This is a genomic window from Acinetobacter sp. UBA6720, assembly GCF_002454215.1.
In the GTDB taxonomy this organism is placed as follows: domain Bacteria; phylum Pseudomonadota; class Gammaproteobacteria; order Pseudomonadales; family Moraxellaceae; genus Acinetobacter.
The window spans coordinates 1-25,419 of record NZ_DKIK01000040.1 but is presented as its reverse complement, the minus strand read 5'-3'; the positions used below and the strand labels follow the sequence as shown (position 1 = coordinate 25,419).

At 36.6% G+C, this 25,419-nt stretch carries 25 protein-coding genes and 5 pseudogenes; 11 read left to right on the top strand and 19 right to left on the bottom strand.

The annotated features are described in order from the left end of the window. Positions 1-21: 21 nt before the first annotated feature. Positions 22-510: a GlcG/HbpS family heme-binding protein gene (locus tag B4F08_RS03575; protein WP_171500603.1), complete on the bottom strand. Its 489-nt coding sequence runs from the start codon at positions 508-510 to the stop codon at positions 22-24. Positions 511-615: 105 nt separating this feature from the next. Here B4F08_RS03575 and B4F08_RS03570 point away from each other — a divergent pair, with 105 nt between their 5' ends. Together B4F08_RS03570 and B4F08_RS03565 are read left to right on the top strand one after the other, a co-directional pair. Next, the gene (locus B4F08_RS03570; RefSeq protein ID WP_218288195.1) at positions 616-1,287 is read left to right on the top strand and encodes a heavy metal response regulator transcription factor; all 672 of its coding nucleotides are present in this window, start codon (positions 616-618) and stop codon (positions 1,285-1,287) included. Beyond that, a complete protein-coding gene (locus B4F08_RS03565; RefSeq protein WP_291373213.1) occupies positions 1,287-2,663 on the top strand; it encodes a heavy metal sensor histidine kinase in 1,377 nt (458 codons plus the stop codon). Before B4F08_RS03570 ends, B4F08_RS03565 begins: the two co-directional genes overlap by 1 nt. 55 nt (positions 2,664-2,718) lie before the next feature. On the opposite strand, the gene B4F08_RS03560 is transcribed toward B4F08_RS03565, so the two are convergent. Then, the gene (locus B4F08_RS03560; protein ID WP_004981592.1) at positions 2,719-3,666 is read right to left on the bottom strand and encodes a sensor domain-containing diguanylate cyclase; all 948 of its coding nucleotides are present in this window, start codon (positions 3,664-3,666) and stop codon (positions 2,719-2,721) included. Positions 3,667-3,912: 246 nt separating this feature from the next. Here B4F08_RS03560 and B4F08_RS03555 point away from each other — a divergent pair, with 246 nt between their 5' ends. Together B4F08_RS03555 and B4F08_RS03550 are read left to right on the top strand one after the other, a co-directional pair. Continuing rightward, positions 3,913-6,483, top strand: coding sequence for a bifunctional diguanylate cyclase/phosphodiesterase (locus B4F08_RS03555; RefSeq protein WP_291373210.1), 2,571 nt, complete (start codon positions 3,913-3,915; stop codon positions 6,481-6,483). 164 nt (positions 6,484-6,647) lie between these two features. Next, positions 6,648-7,580 (top strand): annotated as a pseudogene (locus B4F08_RS03550) (IS5 family transposase). A gap of 134 nt (positions 7,581-7,714) precedes the next feature. Here the strand turns inward: B4F08_RS03550 and trxB are convergent. The 8 genes from trxB to B4F08_RS03510 form a co-directional block, all read right to left on the bottom strand. Next, entirely contained in the window at positions 7,715-8,668 is a 954-nt protein-coding gene (gene trxB / locus B4F08_RS03545) for a thioredoxin-disulfide reductase (protein WP_067669989.1), read from the bottom strand. Between the two features lie 17 nt (positions 8,669-8,685). Then, positions 8,686-9,390 carry an arsenical resistance protein ArsH gene (gene arsH / locus B4F08_RS03540; protein ID WP_234623119.1) on the bottom strand — a complete coding sequence of 235 codons (705 nt, stop codon included), beginning with the start codon at positions 9,388-9,390 and terminating at the stop codon, positions 8,686-8,688. 4 nt (positions 9,391-9,394) lie between these two features. Then, positions 9,395-10,435 carry an ACR3 family arsenite efflux transporter gene (gene arsB, locus B4F08_RS03535; protein ID WP_067669987.1) on the bottom strand — a complete coding sequence of 347 codons (1,041 nt, stop codon included), beginning with the start codon at positions 10,433-10,435 and terminating at the stop codon, positions 9,395-9,397. Between the two features lie 7 nt (positions 10,436-10,442). Next, positions 10,443-10,916: an arsenate reductase ArsC gene (locus B4F08_RS03530; RefSeq protein WP_291373205.1), complete on the bottom strand. Its 474-nt coding sequence runs from the start codon at positions 10,914-10,916 to the stop codon at positions 10,443-10,445. Positions 10,917-10,922: 6 nt separating this feature from the next. After that, the gene (locus tag B4F08_RS03525) at positions 10,923-11,243 is read right to left on the bottom strand and encodes a metalloregulator ArsR/SmtB family transcription factor (RefSeq protein WP_291373203.1); all 321 of its coding nucleotides are present in this window, start codon (positions 11,241-11,243) and stop codon (positions 10,923-10,925) included. Positions 11,244-11,300: 57 nt separating this feature from the next. Further along, positions 11,301-11,735 (bottom strand): arsenate reductase (glutaredoxin), encoded by a 435-nt coding sequence (arsC, locus tag B4F08_RS03520; protein WP_291373201.1) that lies wholly within the window; start codon positions 11,733-11,735, stop codon positions 11,301-11,303. Positions 11,736-11,931: 196 nt separating this feature from the next. Continuing rightward, positions 11,932-12,474 carry a cysteine hydrolase family protein gene (locus B4F08_RS03515; protein ID WP_291373199.1) on the bottom strand — a complete coding sequence of 181 codons (543 nt, stop codon included), beginning with the start codon at positions 12,472-12,474 and terminating at the stop codon, positions 11,932-11,934. A gap of 84 nt (positions 12,475-12,558) precedes the next feature. Continuing rightward, the gene (locus B4F08_RS03510; protein WP_291373197.1) at positions 12,559-13,443 is read right to left on the bottom strand and encodes an MBL fold metallo-hydrolase; all 885 of its coding nucleotides are present in this window, start codon (positions 13,441-13,443) and stop codon (positions 12,559-12,561) included. 132 nt (positions 13,444-13,575) lie between these two features. Here B4F08_RS03510 and B4F08_RS03505 point away from each other — a divergent pair, with 132 nt between their 5' ends. After that, positions 13,576-14,544: a GlxA family transcriptional regulator gene (locus tag B4F08_RS03505; protein ID WP_291373195.1), complete on the top strand. Its 969-nt coding sequence runs from the start codon at positions 13,576-13,578 to the stop codon at positions 14,542-14,544. A gap of 388 nt (positions 14,545-14,932) precedes the next feature. Here the strand turns inward: B4F08_RS03505 and B4F08_RS03500 are convergent, their stop codons facing one another. The 6 genes from B4F08_RS03500 to B4F08_RS03475 form a co-directional block, all read right to left on the bottom strand. After that, positions 14,933-15,160 carry a hypothetical protein gene (locus tag B4F08_RS03500; protein WP_291373219.1) on the bottom strand — a complete coding sequence of 76 codons (228 nt, stop codon included), beginning with the start codon at positions 15,158-15,160 and terminating at the stop codon, positions 14,933-14,935. A gap of 214 nt (positions 15,161-15,374) precedes the next feature. Next, positions 15,375-15,560 (bottom strand): zf-HC2 domain-containing protein, encoded by a 186-nt coding sequence (locus B4F08_RS03495; protein ID WP_218287661.1) that lies wholly within the window; start codon positions 15,558-15,560, stop codon positions 15,375-15,377. After that, entirely contained in the window at positions 15,554-16,174 is a 621-nt protein-coding gene (locus tag B4F08_RS03490) for an RNA polymerase factor sigma-70 (RefSeq protein ID WP_291373191.1), read from the bottom strand. The genes B4F08_RS03495 and B4F08_RS03490 overlap by 7 nt, the downstream gene beginning before the upstream one ends. Next, positions 16,171-16,929 (bottom strand): DNA-binding domain-containing protein, encoded by a 759-nt coding sequence (locus B4F08_RS03485; RefSeq protein ID WP_291373188.1) that lies wholly within the window; start codon positions 16,927-16,929, stop codon positions 16,171-16,173. The genes B4F08_RS03490 and B4F08_RS03485 overlap by 4 nt, the downstream gene beginning before the upstream one ends. Continuing rightward, the gene (locus B4F08_RS03480; protein ID WP_291373186.1) at positions 16,880-17,740 is read right to left on the bottom strand and encodes a DUF692 domain-containing protein; all 861 of its coding nucleotides are present in this window, start codon (positions 17,738-17,740) and stop codon (positions 16,880-16,882) included. Before B4F08_RS03480 ends, B4F08_RS03485 begins: the two co-directional genes overlap by 50 nt. Before the next feature lie 70 nt (positions 17,741-17,810). After that, entirely contained in the window at positions 17,811-18,119 is a 309-nt protein-coding gene (locus tag B4F08_RS03475) for a hypothetical protein (protein WP_291373185.1), read from the bottom strand. 157 nt (positions 18,120-18,276) lie between these two features. Between B4F08_RS03475 and B4F08_RS03470 the strand changes: the two genes are divergently transcribed. From B4F08_RS03470 to B4F08_RS17220, 4 genes and pseudogenes are all read left to right on the top strand, one after another. Further along, positions 18,277-18,921, top strand: a complete 645-nt coding sequence (locus B4F08_RS03470) for a DoxX family protein (protein WP_291373183.1) — start codon at positions 18,277-18,279, stop codon at positions 18,919-18,921. Positions 18,922-18,941: 20 nt separating this feature from the next. Further along, positions 18,942-19,860 (top strand): annotated as a pseudogene (locus tag B4F08_RS03465) (IS5 family transposase). A gap of 399 nt (positions 19,861-20,259) precedes the next feature. Next, positions 20,260-21,957, top strand: a complete 1,698-nt coding sequence (locus B4F08_RS03460) for a DUF4394 domain-containing protein (protein ID WP_291373181.1) — start codon at positions 20,260-20,262, stop codon at positions 21,955-21,957. Positions 21,958-21,973: 16 nt separating this feature from the next. After that, positions 21,974-22,153, top strand: a pseudogene (locus B4F08_RS17220) (type II toxin-antitoxin system RelE/ParE family toxin); the annotation flags it as partial. A gap of 534 nt (positions 22,154-22,687) precedes the next feature. Here the strand turns inward: B4F08_RS17220 and B4F08_RS03455 are convergent. The 3 genes from B4F08_RS03455 to B4F08_RS03445 form a co-directional block, all read right to left on the bottom strand. Beyond that, positions 22,688-22,897, bottom strand: a complete 210-nt coding sequence (locus B4F08_RS03455; RefSeq protein WP_004676710.1) for a hypothetical protein — start codon at positions 22,895-22,897, stop codon at positions 22,688-22,690. A gap of 501 nt (positions 22,898-23,398) precedes the next feature. Beyond that, positions 23,399-23,668, bottom strand: coding sequence for a hypothetical protein (locus B4F08_RS03450; protein ID WP_291373177.1), 270 nt, complete (start codon positions 23,666-23,668; stop codon positions 23,399-23,401). A 95-nt stretch (positions 23,669-23,763) separates the two neighbouring features. Continuing rightward, positions 23,764-23,991 carry a hypothetical protein gene (locus tag B4F08_RS03445; RefSeq protein ID WP_034616997.1) on the bottom strand — a complete coding sequence of 76 codons (228 nt, stop codon included), beginning with the start codon at positions 23,989-23,991 and terminating at the stop codon, positions 23,764-23,766. Between the two features lie 573 nt (positions 23,992-24,564). Between B4F08_RS03445 and B4F08_RS03440 the strand changes: the two are divergent. Continuing rightward, positions 24,565-24,789, top strand: a pseudogene (locus tag B4F08_RS03440) (exodeoxyribonuclease VII large subunit); the annotation flags it as partial. Further along, a pseudogene (locus B4F08_RS03435) lies at positions 24,780-25,249 on the top strand (DUF421 domain-containing protein); the annotation flags it as partial. The pseudogenes B4F08_RS03440 and B4F08_RS03435, both read left to right, overlap by 10 nt. Between the last annotated feature and the right edge of the window lie 170 nt (positions 25,250-25,419).

Below are 25,419 nucleotides of genomic sequence, written 5' to 3'. Positions count from 1 at the left end.
TTTTTAAACATGATGGATTCCTTAAGGATTGAAAATAGACTTAACAGCTGTATCAGCGCAGTAATGGTCATTTTTTGCGCCCCCTGCTCCGGCAACGCCAATGGCGCCGACCACTTGACTCTCATAACGCACAGGTACGCCGCCACCTAACAACAGTAAATTTGATAAGGTGGTTAAATTTTTTGCATCCTTATTTTCATGGGCATTTTGACTTAACAACATGGTCGCCATTTTGGTGGATAAAGCGGTATAGGCTTTCTTTTCGGCTGCGCCCAAATTATGTGGCCCGACAGTTTCATGTCTCTTTGACATCAAGGTATTCCCTCCCCGATCGACCACCACCACGGCAATATTGTGCTGTATTTTTTGACATACGGTCATAGCAGCATCAATAAGAGTTTGTGCTGTCTGAGAATCAAGTGAATAAACTTGATTCAATTGAACGGATTGTGCAAAAGTACTGCTACTCATCAGCATTACTGTTGCAATAAGCCCTTTGAGTTTGTTCATCATGATTGCCCTGAATTAAGTTTTAAAAATCTTATACAATCTGAATGATTTAGATGATGACAATCACATTACAAAGTTGTCATCTTCAAAATGAGCCTGAACAAAATGTGTATTCTAATTATCGAAGATGAAGTTAAAATCGCCTCATATCTGGTTAAAGGGTTAAATGAATCTGGCTATGAGGCGGAATGTGTCCATTCAGGGCTAGAAGGCTTGGAAAAGTTAAAAATGCATGCATATAGTCTAGTCATATTAGATGTGATGTTGCCCGATATAGATGGCTGGGCAGTCCTGAAAGTATTGCGACAATTTTCTAAGATTCCAGTAATTTTTCTTACCGCAAAAGACCAAGTGATTGATCGGGTCAAAGGTTTGGAACTAGGTGCCGATGATTATCTAGCCAAGCCTTTTTCTTATATTGAATTACTGGCCCGAATTAAAAGTCTACTTAGACGTCAGCAGTATGTAGAGGAAAATCAATTAGAAATTGCAAATTTAAAATTGGATTTAATCCATCATAAAGTCTGGCGTAACCAACAGCCTATAGAACTCAGTAAAAAAGAATTCAATCTTTTGCGCTTCTTACTTCGCCATCCGAATGAAATTATTACGCGCAGGCAAATAGCGTCTGAAGTCTGGCAGATCAATTTTGATACCGATACTAATTTTATTGATGTGGCTGTGCGGCGTTTACGCAGTAAAATTGATGAGGGACATGATATAAAGTTAATTCATACTGTTCGCGGTTTGGGCTATAAAATTTCGGTAGACAAATAATGTTTAACCCCATTCGTTCGCTAGAACTACGATTAACACTACTGGCTACCACTTGTGCTGCGATGGTTCTGTGTACTGTGGCGTTGATGACTTATTTTGGCATCAACCAGATTCTAATTGCACAGCAAGATCGGGCTTTGATTGAACGTATTGAACGTCTGGAAATTTTATTGCAGGACAGTCGCAATATTGAGCAGATTATCGCGCAGCCGAAGCTGTATCAAAATATGCTCGGCAATCAGGACAATCTATTTGTATTGCTTAAAGGGAATCAGGCTCTGATCAACATTAATCCTCTTGGCATTCCACTGCCTGAATTTATCCACCAGCCTCAGATTCAATTCCGTGATTTATCAGCTTATGCTTATCCCACCCGTATTGCATGGAAAACTATTCAAATTAATCGACAACCCTATCTATTAATTGCAGGCAAGCAGTGGTCGGAACGTTTAGCGATTATCTCGCCTTTTAAAAAACGTCTTTTTATCTATGTGTTTAGCGGCATTTTAGCCATTTTCATACTTTGCGCGATTGCCAGCCGTTTCGGATTGAACGCATTAAGAACACTACGCAAACAAACTCATGCTATTAGTATTCACAAACTTGAACAGAGACTTAATCTAAATCATCCTCCTCAAGAGATCGAACAACTAGCCTCCGATATTAACGCCATGCTTGACCGTATTGCACTAGGATATAGCCAACTGAATCGTTTTTCCGAAGACATTGCTCATGAATTCAGAACACCTTTGAATAATTTAATCGGGCAAACCGAAATTTTACTCATGAGTAAACGTAGTCCCGCACAGTATCAGGAACTCTTGATTTCCAACTTAGAGGACTATCAACGTTTAAAACGAATGATTGACAGCATGTTATTTCTAGCACGCGCAGATGCGCACAAAGTTTGCTTAAACAAACAGAAGATTCAACTTCAATCATTTATAGAAGATATATTCAGTATTTTCGAGTATCAAGCCGAAGAACAACACTGCAATTTTGTTTTAAGTCTTGAGGCGACTGAGCTATCGGCAGATCCTGAACTGTTACAACAAGTGCTGTATAATCTGATATCAAATGCGCTCGTTCACGGCGGCAATCACCGAACTATTTATGTGCTTAGCCACCGGAAGATCATTAATAATATGCAGATGATTACATTATCTGTAATCACCAGTGGTTTGGAAGTTGCCCCTGAGCATTTGCCTCATCTCTTTGAGCGTTTTTATCAGTGCAGTTCCAGCAGACAAAGCCCTCATCAAACGGGTGGTTTAGGCCTATCAATTGTGGCATCCATTTTAACGCTTCATCAGGGAATGTATCAAGCAGTCAATAGCGCAGAAGGTATATGCTTTGAATTGTGTTTCCCAAAATAGTCTAAAATTTAAATGTATGTATTACGACATCAGTAAAGTAAATATTTACGTTATATTAAAAAATTAATTTAGACTTTAATTTTTTCTTATGCATATACATTTTTTTATCAGCTTGTTCTGCTGCAAATAATAAACCTTTATTTGGGACTCTCATTGAAAAACCAATAGCTATACTAATATCAACCTCACAAAAAGCATCTAGAATTCTTTTTAAAAGTATTTCAGCCCCTACTGAGTTGTTTTCCATACTTAATATTACAAATTCATCTCCACCTAATCTAGCAATAATATCATTACTGCGCACTGTATTCACAAGCACATTTGCAGCGCACTGTATTAAATGATCGCCAGCCGAATGCCCCAAACTATCATTAACTTGTTTCAAATCGTTTATATCAATAAAAAAAATTGCTGCTGGATGGCCATACCGTTTACATCGCTCTTCTTCCTTTTCTAAGAATTCTTCCCAAGCTCTTCTATTGTACAGACCAGTCAAATCATCTTTAAATACTTTTTTTCTTAAACTTTTAAACTCATTAATATGCTTAAATTGACGTAATTCAGCTTGAAGTATTCTACTAAGTAAATCTCCTAATAATTCTATTATAGCTATATCTTGACTTATATTTTCAGATTTTGTTTGAGGGTGAATAGCACATAATGTTCCAAATAAGCTACCATCCTCATTAGTTATAGGTTGGCCAATATATGATTTAATACTTACCTGATTATTAATTGGTGCACTTGCATATAGTTCAATTTTTTCTGAGGCAGGAGCAATTTTTGGACCATTTCCTTTAACCATATGGCAACAAAATGAATCAGCCCATTTGAAAACTTGACCTGGTTTAATATGGTATCCATGGTCTTCTGTTTGTAATACTATCCAATCATCACCTTCTACCCGAGTAATCATACATAAGTCAAATCCAAACCTCTGATGTAAAAAATTTAAAATTTCTCTTCCTGCATCTTCAAAATTTTTAAACTTTTGTTTATTCATTAAAGTAGTCCTTGGTTGTATACTAGCCATCTTTCGGTGAAACTTTTGATCCTAAACATACATTCTTATATCAAAATTAAAAAACATATAAAAGCAGCTAAATTAATATACACAAAAAAAACATATTTTTCATAAAGTTGTTTTTACTTTACAATGTTTTTCAATATAGACTATTGATACTTAAATTAAATAAAAAATTACTTTTATTTCGCATAAAATGTATTGGAGCCAAGGAGGGTCTGAAAAGTGAAGAGTGATCTTAGAAAGCTAAATATTGAGTATGTTTTAAATTCTATTGATAAAAGTACAGATCTTCAACTTATACTTAACTCGATATGTTCTTGGCTTGAATCAAATATTACAGATGCTTTAGTCACAATTATGCTTTATTCAGAAGTGGAGCAAACATTAACACTTGTAAATGGGGAACATCACTTTTCTTCTAAATATTGTCGTTCAATCAGTCCTTTAAAAGTTAAGGATAAGAATGGATCTTGTGGTACAGCTGCTTTTTCTAGAAAAACTATTATTAGTCGTAATTTGATACTTGATCCTAATTGGAAAAATTATTTAGAGTTTGTTAGAGAAGAAAATATTATTAGTTGTTGGTCTGTACCTATTATAAGTGCTAAAGGTATCTTATATGGAACTTTTGGCACCTACTATCGTGAAGAGATGACGCCCAGATCAGAGCACTTTGAATTTATAAATCAAGCGGTATCATTAATTGCGTTAGCAATTGAAAGAGAAAATGAATACAAACAGAGACTAGCTATTAATGAAAAATATAGCTCTTTTTATACACATCATCCTGATTTAATTATTGAAATTGACCTTAATGGTTATATTTTAAATTCAAATATTACTTGTAATAAAATTCTTGGATTCTCAGAAAAACAGATATTAGGAAAACATTTTTGGACTTTTATACCAACTAAATATCATAAACTTATTAACTTAGCATTTAAAGATGCATTAAAAGGTATTGCTAAACATTATAAAATTCCTGCATATCATGCTTCTGGAAAACTCATTTGGCTTGATCTTACAAATTTACCCATTATTCAAAATCAAAAAGTCACTGGTGTATTTGCCATCGCACGTGATATTTCTACACGATTAAAAAATGAAGAAAGCCTGCGCTTATTAAAGCGCGGGGTAGATGCGAGTCCAAATGGGATCTTCATAACTGACATCTCTGATAAATTAGAAATAGTTTTTGTTAACCCCTCATTTACATCTATAACTGGATATAGCCCAGAAGAAATTTTAGGCAAAAGTTATAACTTCTTGTCAGGACCTGAAACTGATTTAATTCAGGTAGAAAAGATCAAAACAGGAATAAAGGAACTAAAAGAAGCAACAGTGAAATTAAAAAAGTACCGTAGAAATGGAACTTGGTTTTGGTGTCGTTTAACGTTTGGGCCTGTATTCGATCAAAATAATATTTGTACTCACTTCTTAGGTAATATTGAAGATATAACTGAGGATGAAAAGAACAGAAGTTATATTAAGTATCAACATACCCGTGACTCAATCACTGGTTTGCCAAATCAGAGAACATTTAATAAATTTTTAGAAAAAGAATTTGAACAAAAAAATCAATCCCCAGCTAGTCTGGCATTATTTTACATTGATCTTGATGATTTTAGATCTATGAATGAAAGTCTAGGCTATTTGATCGGTGATAAAATAATTAGAGATATCGGCTCACGTTTACAGGACTTATTAAAAAAAGATGGTTTACTGAGTCGATATATTGAAGATAAGTTTATTTTATTAGTAAAAAATTCTAAAAATCATAACCAGTTATTTACTTTGGCAGAAAGTATACTTGACCTTATTTCTCAAAACTTTCAGATTGAAAATAAAACTCTACATTTAACAGCTAGTATTGGAATTGCCGTAAGAAACTCTAATACTCGATATGCTTCAGAGCTGTTATATGAATCCATGAATGCCCTGAAAGAAGCAAAAAAACAAGGAAGAAACACGTGGTATTTATATAAAAGAGATCCAAACAAATTTTTCCCAGAGAAAGATTATGCTCTTTTGCGATTAGAACTTATGACTGCACTAAAGGAAAAACAATTTAGATTATTTTATCAACCTTTGGTGGATCCACGAACAGGAAAAGTTCACAGTGTAGAAGCACTGATTCGCTGGCATCATCCTCAAAAAGGCTTTATTTTTCCTGATACTTTCATTCCATTAGCCGAAAGAACTGGTCAAATTGTCGCAATTGGTCAGTGGGTTCTTGAACAAGCGTGTTTTGATATTGCCCATATAAATGGAAAAAATAACGCTACAATTTCGGTCTCTGTCAATATTTCTCCTCTTCAATTCGGTCGCAGTAATTTCCTTAGTTGCTTGGAAAGTGTACTGATTAAAAGTAAACTACCAGCTAATCTTCTTAAAATCGAAATTACAGAAGGCGTGATTATTAATGGTGCAGATAGAGCAATTGAGATATTAAAGTCAGTTCGTGAGCTAGGAGTAAAAGTTTCAATTGATGATTTTGGAACAGGTTATTCAAGTCTTAGCTATTTACGTCGATTACCAATTAATCAAATTAAATTAGATCGTGAGTTTATAGATAATTTGACAAATAATTCTCAAGATGCATCTATAGTTCAATCTATAATTCATTTAGCTCATCAGCTTAATCTTGAGGTTGTTGCAGAAGGAGTAGAAACACTAGAACAAGCAAAAATACTTCATTATCAAAATTGTGATCTCTTGCAAGGATATTTTTACACGAAGCCAGTTGAACTGAATAACCTAATTTTTAAATACTACTCACTAGAAGAATGTTAAATTGTAGATTTTAGCTAAAAGTTAAAATCTACAAATAATGTTACTTCAAAACTAAAACTTATTAAGTAATAAAGCAATATCTATAAGCGGTTCAGTTCCTATAGTAGATGGGCTTTGTTGCACAAACCTAGCCTAGAAGGTTTATTCAGTCCTATAATTTCAATATGAATAAGCCTACTCCTAAAATCTATCGTACAACTAACTGGTCTTCCTACAATCGTGCCCTCATTAACCGGGGTAATATTTCCATTTGGTTTGATCCAAACACTCAATGGTATGCACAATCACACGGCAAACAAGTTAGAAATCAAACTTACTCTGATACCGCTATTCAATGCTGTTTAATGATCAAATCCTTATTCAGACTCTCCTTACGAATGGTCACGGGTTTTGTTTAAAGTCTGATTAAACTGTGTGGATTAAATTGGACTGCGCCAGATTACAGCACGCTTTGTCGAAGACAAAAACATATTGATATTGCGATTAGCTATCAAAAAAGTAGCGATGGGTTACATCTACTTGTGGACTCAACTGGCTTGAAGTTTCTAGGTGAAGGTGAATGGAAATGTAAAAAACATGGACCTGAATATCGTCGCCAATAGCGTAAGCTGCATATTGGTATTGATGCTGAAACGCTGCAAATACGTGCAGTACAACTTACTACAAATAATGTAAGTGATTCGCAAGTACTCGGTGATTTACTTGCTCAAATTCCTTTAGATGAACGAATTGACTCAGTCTATACCGATGGTGCTTATGACACGAAGCACTGCAGACAAGTCATTTTAGATCGAGATGCATATGCGGTCATTCCGCCAAGAAAAAATGCAAAACCATGGAAAAATCAGAAATTGAGATCTTTAGAGCGGAATGAATTACTAAAAACAGTGAAACGTTTAGGAAGAACGCTTTGGAAAAAATGGTCAGGTTATCATCGTCGAAGTTTGGTCGAAACCAAGATGCATTCCATCAAATTATTGGGCGATAAATTAACAGCAAGGAGTTTTCTTAGTCAGGTAAGTGAGATTCATGCACGCATAGCTGTATTGAATAAATTTACAGAATTAGGTCGTCCTCATAACCAAATTCTCACTTGAGTTCTGCTCAAGTGAGCAGAGTTCTGTCTTTTAAATCTTTGTGCAACAAAGCCTTGTTATAATCAAAATAACGCCCAGTCTGCTCAACAGACTGGGCGTATTTCATACAATTTTCAAGCATTTAAATGAGCCTTTCAATTGCTCAATTGATCAAGATACTTTTCGGCATCCAAAGCTGCCATACAGCCTGAGCCTGCCGAAGTAATTGCTTGGCGATAAATGCTGTCAGCAACGTCACCCGCAGCAAATACCCCTGCCACAGAAGTTGCTGTTGCATTGCCTGAAGTACCACTTTGTACTTGAATGTAGCCATCTCGTAGGTTGAGTTGGCCGTCAAACATACCAGTATTCGGTTTGTGACCAATAGCAACAAATAAGCCCTGAACTTCAACGTCTTGTATGCTTTCGTCCAAAGTTGACTTCAAGCGGACTGAAGTAACACCAGTATTATCACCTAAGACTTCATCAACTTGATTGTTCCAAAGAATACTAATTTTGCCTTCTTTTTCTTTGGCAAAAAGATGATCTTGTAGAATTTTCTCTGAACGTAAACTGTCTCTACGGTGAACTAAGGTGACATGCTCAGCGATATTTGCAAGATAAAGGGCTTCTTCAACTGCTGTGTTACCACCACCCACGACCATGACTTTTTGGTGCTTATAGAAGAAACCATCACAAGTTGCACATGCACTGACACCTTGACCCATGAATTTAGCTTCAGATTCAAGACCCAAGTATTGTGCTGTCGCACCTGTAGCAATAATCAGTGCATCACAAGTGAATTCTTCCATGTCGCCTTTAAGCACAAATGGACGGACACTTAAATCGACTTCATTGATGTGGTCATACACAATCTCTGTACCAAAGCGTTCAGCATGGGCTTGCATTCTTTCCATAAGTGCAGGACCAGTTAAACCTTCTGGGTCGCCCGGCCAGTTATCTACCTCAGTGGTCGTTGTTAATTGACCACCAAGTTGTATACCCGCTATCAATGTAGGTTTTAAGTTTGCACGTGCTGCATACACAGCAGCACTATAACCCGCAGGCCCTGAACCTAAAATCAATAATTTAGAATGCCTCTTTTGCATTTCTGATCACCTAGAGTTTATAAACTACGTTGATTGACACGCTTGGATAATTCTTCAGCAGACTCTTTGCGCTCTGAATAACGATTTGTGAGGTACTGACTTTGCCCGCGGGTGAGTAGGGTGAATTTATACAGCTCCTCCATAACATCCACAATCCGATCATAGAAGGCTGAAGGTTTCATCCGTCCATCCTCTTCAAACTCTAAAAAAGCTTTGGGAATAGACGATTGGTTTGGAATCGTGATCATACGCATCCAACGACCTAAAATACGCATCTGGTTTAAGCTGTTAAAAGACTGCGAACCACCACTGACCTGCATCAAGGCTAAAGTCTTGCCTTGCGTTGCACGAATCGCACCACCCGCTAGAGGTATCCAGTCAATTTGTGACTTAAAGATTGAACTCATTGAGCCATGACGTTCAGGTGAACACCACACCATACCTTCTGCCCAAGCGAGTAAATCATGCAATTCTTTAACCTTTAGATGCTCAGTATCCGCATCTTCAGGCAAGGGTAAACCTTTAGGATGGAAGATTTTTACTTCAGCACCAAACTGCTCCAAAATACGTCCTGCTTCCATCACCGCCAATCGGCTATATGAACGCTCACGGTTTGAGCCATACAGCAGCAAAATACGCGGTGGATGATTCACCTCTTTAGCCTGTACTTTTTCTAAAGTAGGTTGATCGAGAAGATTCATATCTACATTTGGGAGATTCATAGCGTTAGGCCTCTTTAAAGTATTTCTTTCTTAACCACAATGACACGCTCACCAAAGCAATCAGCACAGGCACTTCAACCAATGGTCCGATCACCGTTGTAAAAGCGACTGGCGAAGCTAAACCGAATGTGGCGATTGCAACGGCAAGTGCTAATTCAAAGTTGTTTCCAGCCGCAGTAAAAGAGATTGCTGCTGTCTTCGGATAATCATTGCCCATCCATTTGCTCATAAAGAAGCTAATAAAGAACATCAATACAAAGTAAATTGTTAAAGGAATCGCAATTCGTAAAACATCCATTGGCAGGCTTACAACATCACCACCTTTTAGGCTAAACATAGCCAAAATCGTGAACAGCAAAGCAATCAAACTTAGAGGACTGATTTTCGGAATAAACTTGGTTTGATACCACTCCACGCCTTTTTGTTTCACCAAAATTAAGCGCGTTAAGAAACCTAATAAAAACGGAATACCGAGATAAACCAAAACAGCATGGGTAATGGTCCAAAAATCAACATTGATCACTTGCCCTGCAACGCCAAAATAAGGCGGTAAGAAGGTCAAGAATAACCAAGCATAAGTACTAAAAAACAAAATCTGAAAGATACTGTTAAAAGCGACCAATGCTGCGACATATTGATTATCACCACAGGCCAAACCATTCCAGACTAAAACCATCGCAATACATCGTGCTAAACCAATCAGGATTACGCCTGTCATGTATTCGGGATAACTCTGCAAAAATATGATTGCCAATGCAAACATGAGCACGGGAGCGATCAGCCAGTTTTGTACTAAGGATAAAGTTAGTGTTTTCTTATCCTTAAATACTTGCGGCAACGTCGCATAGTCCACTTTTGCCAGTGGCGGATACATCATCAAAATCAAACCTATCGCAATCGGGATATTGACTGAATCCACACTCATTTTGTCCAAAGCGACAGAAGCTTGCGGAAAGAACACGCCTATCGCAATTCCCAACGCCATAGCAATAAAAATCCATAGCGTCAGGTTACGATCTAAAAAGGATAATCTTTGTTGAGCCATGATGTTCTCATTCAATATGCGAAATTTGATTGATTGCGGCAATCAAATCTGGGCGAGACATATGCGCTGTATCGAGTGCCAATAAAGCGTCTAAGCGACGGTTGATATGATCAACAGTGACTTGGAATGCTTTGAGCTTTTCTTCTTTCGGTAAATCCAAATGTGAAGGATCGACCAAACCCCAATGTGCTTTAATTGCACCACCTAAATAGAGCGGGCATGCTTCTTGAGCTGCCGAATCACAGACGGTAATCACCACATCAGGTTGGAATTGTTCGCAGTCATCAATCGTTTTACTCCACAAACCTTCAGTTGAAAGACCTAAGTTTTCCAGAGTTTCAATGGTCAATGGATGCACCTGTCCAGATGGTTTGCTACCCGCGCTATAGGCTTTCCAACCTTCAGGCGCACGACTATTAAACAGCACTTCTGACAGGATGCTACGGCAACTATTTCCAGTACACAAAAAAAGGAATTTCATCTTGTTCTACTCGCAATAACTATTGATTTGCTGAAAGGATAGTGCAACTTTTGGCTGTAAATCGGCATTTTTAAGGGTGTTAAGTACCTCTAAGCACCAAGCGGGTAAATTGAGATTGAGACTGTAATACACCCATTGCCCTTGACGTCGATCTTGTAAAAGCCCCGAAGAACGCAGTAAGGCTAAGTGCCGCGAAATCTTGGGTTGGCTGAGTTGTAGTTTTTCAGTCAAATCACAAACACACTGTTCATTATTTCCAAGAACCAACATGACAATGTTGAATCGCGTTTCATCAGCCAAACATTTAAAGAAATTGATTTGATCCATACTTTCACTCACTCTGACATATGGATATATCAATATTCACATATATCCATGAAATTTTTATTTCAATCGCTGCCCATTTGCATCAAGCACTTGTTCACCGTCTTCTTTAGTGAAAGCACCCTTTTGTGTGAGGGGCAGAATTTCTAAAACCAGTTCTGACGGACGACTTAAACGAGTGCCTAATTCAGTCACCACGAATGGGCGGTTAATCAAGATCGGATGCTGAAGCATAAAGTTAAGCAGTTGCTCATCGCTCCAACCCTCACGGTCCAACTCTAGATCAGAATAAGGGGCAACATTCTTACGCATTGCCTCTCGCACGGTTAAATCCGCATCCGCAATCATTTGAATCAGTTCATTTTTAGATGGAGGTGTTACAAGGTACTCAATCACTTCAGGTTCAATATTAGCATTACGGATTAACGCCAATGTATTACGTGATGTACCACATTCAGGATTGTGATAAATCTTAACTTTTGGAATAGCAGTCATTTGCTCAAACTCAATCGAATCTTTGAATATACTTATATACGAATAAACATATATATGCAATTCCATATTTTATTTTTAAAGTATTACCATTTTGTCCAGTACAATGAGCAAACAATAAAAAGCCTGATAAATAATCAGGCTTTTTATTTTCTAATTTTAGATTTAGCATAAAGTTAATTTTAGAAAATCTTAATCTTTAGCTAACATAATCTTCAGTTGATATCACTTGAGCATATGCAAATTCAAAAGCGGCCATTAATGTTGCATGAACATGACCAGCAGGTACTTTAACGCCATTAAATTCTAGGTCTAGCGTTGCACAAGCATCATGAATAACCCTTACCTTATAACCAAAGTCAGAAGCAGCACGTACAGCAGCATCAACACACATATGGCTCATAGCACCAATCACGACTAGCTCAGTCACGTGATTGCTATCTAAAATTTCTTTGAGATTCGTATTTAAGAACGCGTTGATGTGATTTTTAATGACTACAGTTTCATCTGCTTGTGGCTTAACTGTGTCCTGAAATTCAATACCATTTGAGTCAGGTTGAAATATAGGCGATTCAGCATTCGCAATATGCTGGACATGAATCACTTGAGTACCGTCTTGACGGGCTTTCGTAATTACTTTCACTGCATTAGCAGCAGCTTGTTCAATATTTACCAATGGTAATTTACCTGTAGGTAGATATTCATTTTGTAAGTCGATCACTAATAAAGCTGATTTTGACATATCTTTTCCTTTATTTAACTAACATTTATTTTGCTCTACTTAGGATTTTAAAGAAGTGGGAGCATTCCACTTCTTTAAGTTACTTTAGAAAGAAAGCGTTTCACCATCGATAGGAATTAAAACCTTATCTTGGATTCCTTTGTCTTTTACATATTCTGCAAGCTGAGCACGTGTTACCGACATGTGGTTAATGGCATCCATGTGAACAGCAATAACTTTGGCATTTGGCGCTTTCTGAGTTGCTCGGTAAGTATCTTCTTTGCCCATAATAATGGATTCTTTAAAGCCATTAACTAAAGCGTTACCTGTATTTAATACAATCACATCCGGTTTAAAAGATTGAATTGCTTGATCAACTTCAGGACGCCAAATGGTATCACCAGCCACATAAACCGTTTCATGGCCATTAGCTTCAAATACCATACCCATTGCTTCACCTAATCCAGCTTTGAGTTTAGGAATACGGTACATAGCATCAGTACCGTGTTGACCACCAATTTTAGTGAGTTTAATGCCTTCAAACGTTGTTTGTGTTAATACACGAACATCTTTAAAACCCTGTGACTGGATGACTTTTTGGTCTTCTTTATTCTGTACAAACAATGGCATATTTTTTGGAATAGTCGCTTGTGCTGCATCATCCCAATGATCTAAATGTGTATGGGTCACGATCACCGCATCTACACCTTCTAAAATCGTTTCAGGCTTGATGGGCAAATCGACTAATGGGTTACGTAAATAGCTACGATGAGTATCAGGAAAGCCTTCATAGAAGCCTTTTTTCGCAAACATTGGGTCAATTAAAAAGGTTGTATCCGCATAGGTTACTTTAATCGTTGCATTGCGAATTTCTTGTATATGCGTCACTTTAGAGGTATCTCGCTGAACCACTTTATCATTCGCATATAAATGGACTGAAGCCATTGCCAGAGAGAGTGCAATAACAGAGCTACTTAAAATTTTATTCATGTTCTAGATCCAATCATTTAGTCATACTTGAATCATGATAGAAATCATCAAACAAAAAAATTGTCCTTAAGGACAATCATCGAAACTATTAGGACAATATGCTATATTTATTATTTTAGAGAGGTAGATCGAATGGCTATACCAGTGATTGGATTGTTCGTTTACCCCAATATAAATCCATTTCACTTCTCTATCCCCCATATCATTTTCAATATCAAGATTGAAGATAAACGCCTATTTGATCTGAAAATTTTTTCTATAGATGGCCAACCCGTAAAAACAGAACAGTCTATGATGATTATTCCTGATGGTGGGATTGAACTCATTAAAGAGTCGGATCTTATTATTATTCCTGGATGGGATGATTTTAATCATGAGCCTGAACAAGTACTTATCGATGCCCTAAATTGTGCATATCAGACTGGAATTAGAATTGTAGGGTTATGCTATGGAACTTATGCATTAGCATATGCTGGTTTACTTGACCATAAAAAAGCAGCTACGCACTGGATGGCTGAACAAGATTTCAGTGAGCGATTTCCACAGGTTCAGCTTGATCATGATGCCTTGTATGTAGAAGATCAAAGGATCGTAACCTCTGCTGGAACAGGCGCAGCGTTAGACTGCTGTTTGTACTTGGTACGTGAAATCTATAATGCACAAATTGCGAATAAAGTCTCTAGAGTAATGGTAATTCCGCCTCACCGTGAAGGTGGGCAAGCTCAGTTTATTGAACAGCCAGTAGCAGAATCGAGCCAAGATTCACAAATTAACCTATTACTTGATTTTTTAAGAACGAATTTAGCTGTACAACATAATATTGAAAGCCTTGCTGAACGGACACATATGACACGTAGGACATTCACACGGCATTTTAAGAAAGCAACAGGCATGACCATGGTTGATTGGCTGAATACTGAAAGAATCAGATTAAGTTGTGAACTTTTAGAAACGACAAATTTGTCTATCGAAAAGATAACCGAGCTTTCAGGTTTTAATAATACAGTGTCATTTAGAAAAAATTTTCGTGAAAAATATAGCACCAGCCCTCAGGCATGGAGAAAAGCTTTTGGGATCAACACTAACGATCTTCAGCTCTAAGTAAAATATTTGTAATTTTAACAGTTCAGCATGGATAGCCTTTACGTTAAGGCTATTCGTTGGTTAATAACGTGATTTCAGCAGGGGTATAACCACGCTCATAAAGGATGCTGCAAATCGCTGCTCTAAGATTTTGGCAGCTAGATTTTTGAATTTTTTTGAGTAAGTCCAAATCACTATAACTACTTAAGTTATATTTCATTTCGAGAACTTTTGAATTTGGTGGTGAATAAAAGGAATGTAAGAACTTATGTATTCGGGGGCGCATATAGAGCACAAAAAAATAATGGATTATTATCTTATCGAATTTTTTCCCAGTAGAAAAGTGGGTGCTCTTAATTCTAATATTGAACTTTGACTTCAAGAGTCTTTATTCAAGTACATGATTTTACTCAAAATGAAGCTGGTATTCATCCGTCGTGATTTTGATTTTTAAACGCTTATATTTTCTTTTCGTCGCACTTAACGCTGAATTGGTCACTTCTGCATGAAACTTAGGATCATTCATTAACTCATGAAATAGCTTATATCCCATCAATATTTTACTGATCTTTTTATTTTCTTTCAGTGTATTTTCAATTATTTGGTCTAAATCACTTACAGAAAAGTTATACATACCGCCCTCTTCACAACGCAAATTTGACCAATAAATGTACAGAATAATCACAAATAAAGAAACCGATATAAAATATTTTCCTTTAAAAAAAATAGATTTTATAAGACAAACATAAGCATTCACTTACAAAGTCTCAAACTCGAATTAATAGTTTTTTACATTACTCACATCAACTTGGTCTGAGGACTTTGTATTTGGAAACAGCAGATACGAGCTACTTACCCTCATCAAAATTTTTAAACTCTTTGGAAAGCTGACTAAGTGTTTTGACTTGCTTTCCATAACGACGACATGAACGGCATGCCAACAAATGAATTTGCAAATTAGTCTGCTCTAGAAACAGAAGGGGTCTGTCTAATCTTTCAGATAATAATTGGGTGGCTTGGCGACACGTTAGCATGAGCAATCCTCCTTCAATAACCATTTATTTTCTAAGCATTCACGTAATCTTGTTCGGCTTCTATACATGAGTACATTTAAGTTAGTAACAGTAATTCCGAGCTTTTCACAAATTTCATCTGAACTCAGTTCAATCATTTCTCTGAGCATAAAAACTTGTGCATATTTAGCTGGTAAGTGATTCAAACAGGCATTAAAAATGATCCAAAAATCTTGTTGCTCCAACATCTCTTCTGGACTAGGCCAAGCTTGAGGTGCTTCATATTTATGCCAATGTCCGGACGCATCAAATAACGCATCTATACTTAATTCGCTTTCCTCATCATTAAACAACTCACTCATCGTCATCAAACGAGATTTTTGTCGAATTAAATCAATAATTTTGTTTTTTAAAATAGCAAACACCCATGTTTTAAAAGCTGCCCGCCCAGTAAAAGAATCAATATGTTGGTATGCACTGGCTAATGCTTCTTGAACAGCATCTTCAGCAAGTTGAAATGAGGACAATTGTAAAATGGCAAACTTCAACATTTGTTGTCTTAGATCGATTAAAAAGGCTGGGCTTTGCAGTTGTTGCAATATTTCCTCATCTCTATTTGCTGGCTCTGCGCTCATCCCTTTTCCTCATCATTGTTATTGGGAGCATCTAACAATTTCAATCGAGTTAATAACACTTTTAACTCATAGACCTGTATTTGGATCTGGGTATTAGAAAAATCAGGGAATGTCGCTTTTATTAAATTCTTAATGTCTTGTTCAACTAACTCTTGTTGATTGAGTTGTTCAATGACGACTGCAAATAAAGCAGATAAGGTTTCTATGCAGATATGATCTTGATCATTTCGCCATACCATGATGACACTCGGCATATGCTCAATTTCAGAAATGCTCATACGTGACGACCATTGATAGACTGGATATTGATAAACGAGCACCCAGACTTGGGTTTTTAATTGCCATTTATCCTGCAAAGTCACCTTTTTTTTTGCAATTTCAATGGTATCTAAATAGAGTTCAAGCCACTCATACTGTAAGAGCTCAGCTAACCAAGGATATTCTTTTAAAATAGGATGCTGACAGTCTGTCAGATACTCTCTAAATTGTAGGGAAATATCATTATAAAACGGTGAATCGCATTGCGCTTTTTGAAAGAATTCATTTAATAGCTTTTGCCACTTTAACTCAGGCAAGATTGCTCGAGTTACTGGATAAACCAAGTTAATAAAAGAACAAACATTATTAAAAAGTAAATCTCGATAAATCTGCATTCTTTCCGCAGGAAGTGCTTTCGGCAATTCAGATTGAGGAGAACGAATCCAGTTACAAAACTGCTGCTGCGTCGCTTGGAAAGATATTTGCTCTATTTTCATTACCGCCCTCCTGCTGCATTATTGTAATTTTGGTCATTTCATCTTGTAACGCTTTCCACGATGGAATATTAAAATCACGCTCAAGTAAGGTTGGCTTTACACCGCAGACTTGATAAGTATGTTGCAATAATTGCCAAACAGAATCACACACTTCTGCGCCATGCGTATCAATCAATAGATCTTGTTCAACTTGTTCATGTCCCGCAATATGTATATAACGAATCCGCTCTTTTGGCATTGCTCGAATAAAAGCGTAGCCATCACTGCCATGATTTATACTGTTTACATAGACATTATTCACATCAAGTAGTAATTCACAGTCAGCTTGCTGAAGTACTTCAGAAACAAAATCGGCTTCACTCATCTCAGCATTTGGCATTAAATAGGTTGAGACATTTTCGATCACCAACCTTTTTCCTAAAATATCTTGTACACGTAAAATACGTTCAGCCACATATTTGACCGCAGCCTCTGTCATTGGAATCGGCATCAAGTCGTATAAGTATCCACTATCATAGGTATAGCTTAAATGTTCAGAATAAATCGGGACATGAAAATCTGCTAAGAAACTTTTAATCTGTTGAATAAATTCAATATTGAGCGGATGAGGTCCTCCAATCGATAAAGATAGTCCATGACATATTAAAGGTGCTTTTTCTACGCATCGAGCTAATAGTTTTGCATGCCGACCACCAAAACCCATCCAATTTTCAGGTGCAATCTCTATAAAGTCCGGCGCTTTTTCAGCACTAAGAAATTCATCTATAAAATCCCTTCTCAGCCCAAGCCCTACACCAGCTAAATCAACCATAGTGATACTCCAATTTTGGAAATGATGCCGACTATGTGATCCATAGCGACATCATTTTCTAACTGATTGACTATTTAGCACCACACTTGCCATCAGCAACTTTTTTATCAGCTCCACATTTCGCATCTGCTGCTTTCTTGGTTGCACCACATTTACCGTCTGCTGATTTTTTATCAGCGCCACATTTTGCTTCAGTGGTCTTTTCGTGTTTATGCATTTTATTTGCACCACACTTAGCTTCACCACATTTGCCATCAGCCGCTTTACTTGCATGTATTTCTGTCGCATGCGTGGTTGTTGCTGCGGATACTTGAGTTGCACCAACTACAGATAAAGCTAATAGCGCTGCGACTGATGTGATTGAGTTTAGTTTGTTCATTTTTCTATTCCTTTAAGATAATTTCTCGGTTTGTACTTAGGTACTATGGTTAGACGACTTAAACTGACATTTATTACAGTCCAAATTAAAAATTATGTAAGAAACACCGTTATCACCCGACTAATGACTATTCAATCACATTGGGTGTGAATTTATCATGAACAACGTTATCTATCTTTTATCAGAAAAATACCAAAAATTTTGTAGTGTCATAAAACATGGTGATGGTATTGCAGCACTTGCACTAAGACTTTATTTAGTTCCGATATTCTGGATGGCGGGTACAAATAAATTTACCCATTTTCAAGATACAGTCGAATGGTTCGGTAATACTGATTGGGGTTTAGGTCTACCATTTCCTACACTGCTGGCGGCACTCGCAACTTCGACTGAAATTATGGGGGCTATTCTCTTAGCAGTAGGTTTATTAACTCGATTCATCAGTATTCCACTCATTATCACCATGTTAGTTGCTATCGTTACGGTACATTTACCCAATGGATGGCAAGCAATTGCTGATCCTAATGCTCCATTTGCTAGTGCTCAGGTAATTTCTTCATCTGAAAAGTTAGAAAAAGCTCGTCAGATCTTAGAAACATATGGAAATTATGACTGGTTAACTTCAAGTGGATCATTTGTCATCTTGAATAATGGTATTGAGTTTGCAGTAACTTACTTAGTCATGCTGTTAGCTTTATTGGTACTCGGTGGTGGGCGCTATCTAAGTTTTGATTACTGGCTGAAGCATATATTTTTAAATATCAAAAGGGCTTTGTTGCACAAAGCTGTTCGTAAGCTCTGATTCAGCAATATAATTCTGAGATGAATAAGTCTATACCTAAAATCTATCGTACAACCAACTGGTCCACCTACAATAAAACTTTAATTAATCGTGGAAATATTTCGATTTGGTTTGATCCTCAGACTCAATAGTATGCTCAATTACAAGGTAAACAAGGACGAAATCAAACCTACTCAGATAGAGCGATTCAATGCTGTTTGATGATCAAATGTCTATTTCGACTTTCTTTACGTATGGTCACAGGCTTTGTGCAAAGCCTTATTCAACTCTGTGGTTTAAGTTGGACGGCACCAGATTATTCCACACTCTGCAGAAGACAAAAGCAAATTGATATTGCGATAAGCTATCGGCAAAGTCATGGTGAACTACATCTACTTGTAGATTCAACTGGCCTGAAGTTTTTAGGTGAAGGTGAATGGAAACGCAAGAAACATCAACCTGAATATCGTCGGCAATGGAGTAAACTGCATATTGGTATAGATGCTAAAAAGCTGCAAATACGGGCAGTTCAGCTCACGACGAATAATGGCAGTGATTCACAAGTACTTGGTAATTTACTTGATCAAATTCCACCAGATGAACAGATTGCTTCAGTCTATATAGATGGGGCTTATGACACAAAACAATGCCGTCAGGTGATTGCAGATTGACAAGCGCATGCGGTGATTCCGTCAAGAAAAAATGCGAAGCCTTGGAAGGATACAAAAGTTCATTCCCCAGAGCGAAATGAATTACTTCGTATTGTTAAACTTTTGGCAAAAATGGTCAGGCTATCATCGATGCAGTTTGGTTGAAACCAAGATGCACTGCATCAAATTATTAGGCGATAAATTAATGGCAAGAAGCTTTCCTAGTCAGGTGAATGAAATTCATGCTCGTGTAGCGGTCTTAAATATATTTACAGAATTAGGCAGACCTCATACCCAAGTTTTCACTTAAATTTGAGCGACTAAGGAAAGCTCTATCTTTAAAATCTTTATGCAACAAAGCCATTCAGATCTAGATGTTGAAATGCAGTTTAATTTTGTATTTAACCTCATACTTGATGTGAAAAATCTGTGAAGCATTACTAAATAGATATAACAATACAAAATAATATCCATAAAACATATATTTACTAAAAAACAATAAAGACATATGGTTAATTAACATGCGACAAACATTGAACTTAAATATCTTCATTTCTATGCATTCTACACGCTTAACAATAGAAAATGATTCTTTTCAAGTCTAAATATACCTCGACGTGTTTCTCAGCAAAGCTAAGTTGTTTTACAAATTTAACCGTGTAATCAAAAGTTCTTCGAAATCAAATATCAATAATTAAGGAAATTATACATGGAACTCAAAACACTCATCTGTACTCTCACCGCACTCGGTGGCATCGGATTAGTTGGATGTAATGACTCAAATTCATCTGAGCCTATTCCTCCAACAAATGCTACTGGTAATCTCTTGGTACTGACCAGTAACGGTATGATTAGTTCACTCAATCATGACAAACCTGGTTCACTGATTTCAAATATTAAAGTTTCAGGTTTAGTTTCTGGGGATCAACTGGTTGGAATGGACTATCGCCCAAGTGATGGAAAGTTATATGCAGTAGGTTTGTTGGGTAATATTTACACGTTAAATCCAAGCTCTGGCGTGGCAAAATTCGTCATTAAGATGACAGCTGATCCAGCAGATACGACCGATGGTAATACAGTTTTTAGTAAAATTACTGCCAATCCCGATGCGCTTAGCGTGAATTTCAATCCTGCTGCGGATCGTCTAAGAATTATTGGTCAAGATGGTCAAAACCTAAGAGTCAATGTTGATACAGGTCTCACCATCACCGACGGAGAAATCAGTCGGGTTGGTGAAGCTACAACTGAAGTCAGTGCCGCAGCTTATACCAATGCTTTTGCTGGAACGGCAAGTACAAAATTATACAGTATTGACTCTGCGACAGATCGCATTTATCTGCAAAATGCAAATGCCGGAACATTAGGCATCTCTGCACCCTTAGGTCAGGATATATCGAATAACGGTGGTTTTGATATAGACCCAATCAATAATATTGGTTTTGCCGCATTACAAGTCTCAGGTGCATATAAATTATTTAGAGTTAATCTTGCTCATGTAGGAACGACCAGTAACGCTATTTTTGAGACGAGCGACTTGCCTAGCGAATATCGTCAAACCTCCATTCGTGGGGTTGCACTTAATCGAGCAGAAGATACCACCTCAAAAGGAATCGGGCTGACTAACAATAATGCTTTAATTCGATTTGAAATCAATCGTCCAAATGATACGACTGAACAAAGAATCACAGGCGTATTGGTCAATGAAAAATTCGTAGGTATTGATTTTAGATTACGTACTGCTACCGATAAAACCAATACGCTATATGGTTTAACTGACCAAGCAAACCTGTATACTATTAATCCAAATTCTGGCGCTGCAACACTTGTGACTGCGCTTAAAGCAGGTACAGGTAGTAACTTTAGTGCTCTAGACGGCACAGAGTTTGCTGTTGACTTCAATCCAACGGCTGACCGTTTAAGAGTCATCAGTAATTCGGGGCAAAATCTGAGAATCAATGTCGATACAGGTGAAACCATTCAAGATGGCAAAATCAATGGGATCACCAATGCCGTGATTAGCGCTGCGGCATATACCAACAGTTTTCAAACACCTATTTCAGCACTTAGCACCGAATTATTTAATCTAGATCATACCAATCAGTTACTGACGAAGCAAGTTCCACCCAATGATGGAACATTGGTGAGATTAGGTAGTCTTGGCGTGAACTTAGGCTTGAATGATGGTTTTGATATTGCTGGTGGTGATAATGGATTGGCTCTAGCGGCAATAAACAACAATAATGGTGCTTCTGTCCTATACCGTATAGATCTAAATAGCGATACAACACTAACAACTCCACGTGCACGTCCCGCAATTTCTGTCAGTGGTACGCCTAGTGTTATGAGCTCAATGATTGGTTCAAACACCACGCCCGCCTTGATTGATTTAGCGATACTTTTCAAATAGTTTAAAGAGTGCCCTTACCAAGTTAAAAGACCAACAGTCAAAAAGACGCATATAGGTCCGAATTGATAGGGTTGCAAATGGAAACTTTGGAGATACTGAACCAGTCAGTGAAGGTATCTCTGAATTAAGTTTCTTTTTTGGACCAAGCTATAGGATTTATTATTGCAAGCAAGGGCAAAGGGTTATTATTTTCTTACAAACGTTCCCAAATCTACTTGATTTTATTTAATATAAATCTCTTATGCGTAATTCCCAATATTTAAATTTTCTATCAAATTATTGTCAATTGAACATAATAGAGCTTACTCGAAACAGCCCTCACTCAGAGGGTTTTCTGAATTAACACACTGCACACAAACAGTGACATGTGCACCTTTGTCGAAATCGAATGCACTGTGCAGTCCGAAAGTAGAATGCACAGCAACATGTGGTTACTTATCCTGAGCAGCATATTTTAAGTTATCCGCTACACGATTCGTCCAGTCTGAGAGAGGGATAACACCAGACGTGCTATCTAGAATCCCCAATAATTAAATAGGGATAATTCCAAAATCGGTGGCTATTCAGGGATTGACTTGTAAGAGATTTTATAAAAGTAACTGTGACGTTAATTAAGTGTATAAAGTTGTATAACAACATCCATAAGAGAAAAAACCTCCGCGAAAAATAGATATCGAACGGGGTCTTTTATTTCTGATCCGTTTTAAAAAAATATAGGCTTAGAACTCTCTTAAGAGGGATTGCTTAAAAATTTACGCATCTGTCTATGTCTTCTAGTGAGACCTAGTACCTCTTTACGCTTAATAATTTCATCTTCAGTAAAAGGCAGATGATTGATAAGCTGCTCAATCACCATAAAACTATTTTCAATTAAGAAACTATCTTGTTCGGTTGTCCAATTTGAGGTTATATGCTCAGATTTTTTAGACTGTCTTTTCATAAAAAGAACTTATACCTAATCATGAGGACTCTTGACTTTCTTCAAGCACTCTCGGCATACACAAATTTCTTTTTGGTCATTGGTGTAATCGATCTCTCTAGCACCATGAAGGCCAAATATACACATTAATAATCTGATCATCTTATTCCTCCTTTAAGTACTTAAAAGCTATATATCTTAGGCATCTATATTTATATGAATCCCTGTAAGACAGCATTTCGAACAACATTATCGAAGTTTGAATGAAATAAATTTTCAGTAGTGTGACGCTTTGACAATAAACAGAAACTTGCTACCGCACCTATGCTCACCAAAGTTAATAATTTCATCTTTAATTCCATCCATGTAGAACTTTTGATTCAAACATATCACTGTGATTTGTATTTATCTAACCGCCTTCTGATGAATTACTGTTCACAATGTAACCACATTATTATTTATGTAATTGAATTTATTAAATAATGAAATAACTCCTATCAAATTACACTAAGTTATTACAACTTATAAATTTAAAGCTTTATGTGCCCATTTCAGAAATTTATCTTTATCGTTGAAATTAGGGACATTCAATAAATTGATATAGGAAACTTCACCAAAGTTTCCTGAGATTTTATTTGATTCAAGAATTGTAAAATCTTCTCCTTGCCCTACATGTACTTCCCGAAAAAACTCCGTAACTTTCCGATCAAGGTTTAGTGAGGTAAACGCCTCTCTTTCAACTAAAAAGTCATAGATCTGGCTAATCACATGTAGTTCAAATTTTCTATTCATTGTCTTCCGTTCTCATAATTATTTTAACAATTGGTTTAATTTAAACTAATTTCTTTTACGGATAAAGACAATAATAAACCTACTCTCAGGGACATTTAAATAGATTTTCGCTTAGCCTTTGCCAGTAAGATCTCTATTCGTTGAGTAACTTCCCACAATTTAAGCTCAGCATCACGCCAAAAATAGTAGACGTCACCATCTATGACATACATTTGCTTAATGTAGTTTGTTGATTTTGTCTTGTTTACTTCTTTAGCATTAAAACATGGTTTATCAAGCACTATTACCCTGCCATCTAAATCACCACCGATACAAATATTCATTTCTATTCTTCTTGTTGTAAGCAATGATTAAACTATATCACAAACAAAAAAGCGCAATTATTTGAACGCACTTTATCTACTAAACATCTGATAAAAAATTAAAATTTATACCAATACGATTTAAGTTAAGATGCTATTAAAAAAGCCCTACATTTCTGTAAGGCTTTCCCCTTGGTCTTTTGCGCCGAAACAAGGAATCGTTGTTTTTATTTACAACAAAATAATTAAATCATTAATTGCATGAAAAATGAAGCAAAAAAAAACTGCAACTTGGGGAAGGTGCAGGTATAAACTGATATTAACTATTCATGGAGAAGCTAATACCTAATACCAAGTAATATACTTGGTTTATATTGAGACCTCATTCACATTTTATTCCAAATTATCAAGCAACAAAAAAAAGCCCATCAAATGATGAGCTTTTTAAGGTAATTAAGTGAATTACTATAACTTCGTCTACTATAGCTGAAATATGCCTTATGCCCTGATCAAGGTCAAGTTAGCATATTCTCAATTTGCACTTCTAGCATTGCTTTAATACTATTAACCTAAGCACTTAAAATAATTGACCTAATGTCTGAACCTCAGTTTTCTCTCAGTGATTATCTATCCACAGTACAGGAAGTAATTCAAATTACTTTCAATGAACCTGTATGGGCTAAAGCTGAGATCCGTAGTCTAAATATTAAGGGCGGACATTACTATCTTGAGTTAGCTGAAAAGGATGAAAACACCGATAAAGTTATAGCAACTTGTAAAGGAACCATCTGTAAATTTACAGTTCAGACATTCATGCTGTTATTGTTTTGCGTTGATTATGGCTTTATAAGGATTAGCAACTTACTTAATGATGAAATCTGTTGCTATTGAGACCGTATTGGAAGGTCGACCTATATACATCGTCAAAAATGGTTTACTGATTGTTGAGGATATTAAGCAAGAAAAGTATTCATATGATGAGTTCTTTGCTGAAATGCGCCAAAAGAAAATAGAGCATCTTGGACAAGTTAAAATGGCACTGCTTGAGACTGATGGCTGCCTAAGCGTGATCCCATATTCTAAAGAAAATATAAAATGGGGCCTTCCTCTGTTTCCCGATGAATACCAAATCGCAGATCATCATAATGTCGATCACTTTTATTCTTGTATGTTGTGTGGTCAAACCCAACGTTTAAATCATTTAAATGAAGAATGCCCTCGCTGTCAAAATACAAAATGGGCTAAATCCTGTTTGTATTGCGAGGAATATCAAAATTAATAAGGTTTTGTTTTGACTTAGATTAATTCAATATTATTTAAAATGAATAGTTTAAGCGAACAAAAAATACACATTTCTTTACCTTACTCAAAGAGTAAATACTTAAAGTTTATATGGGTATCTTTGATCCAAAAAAGAGTTTTCTGGCAAGTAACTCATATTCGATTGTA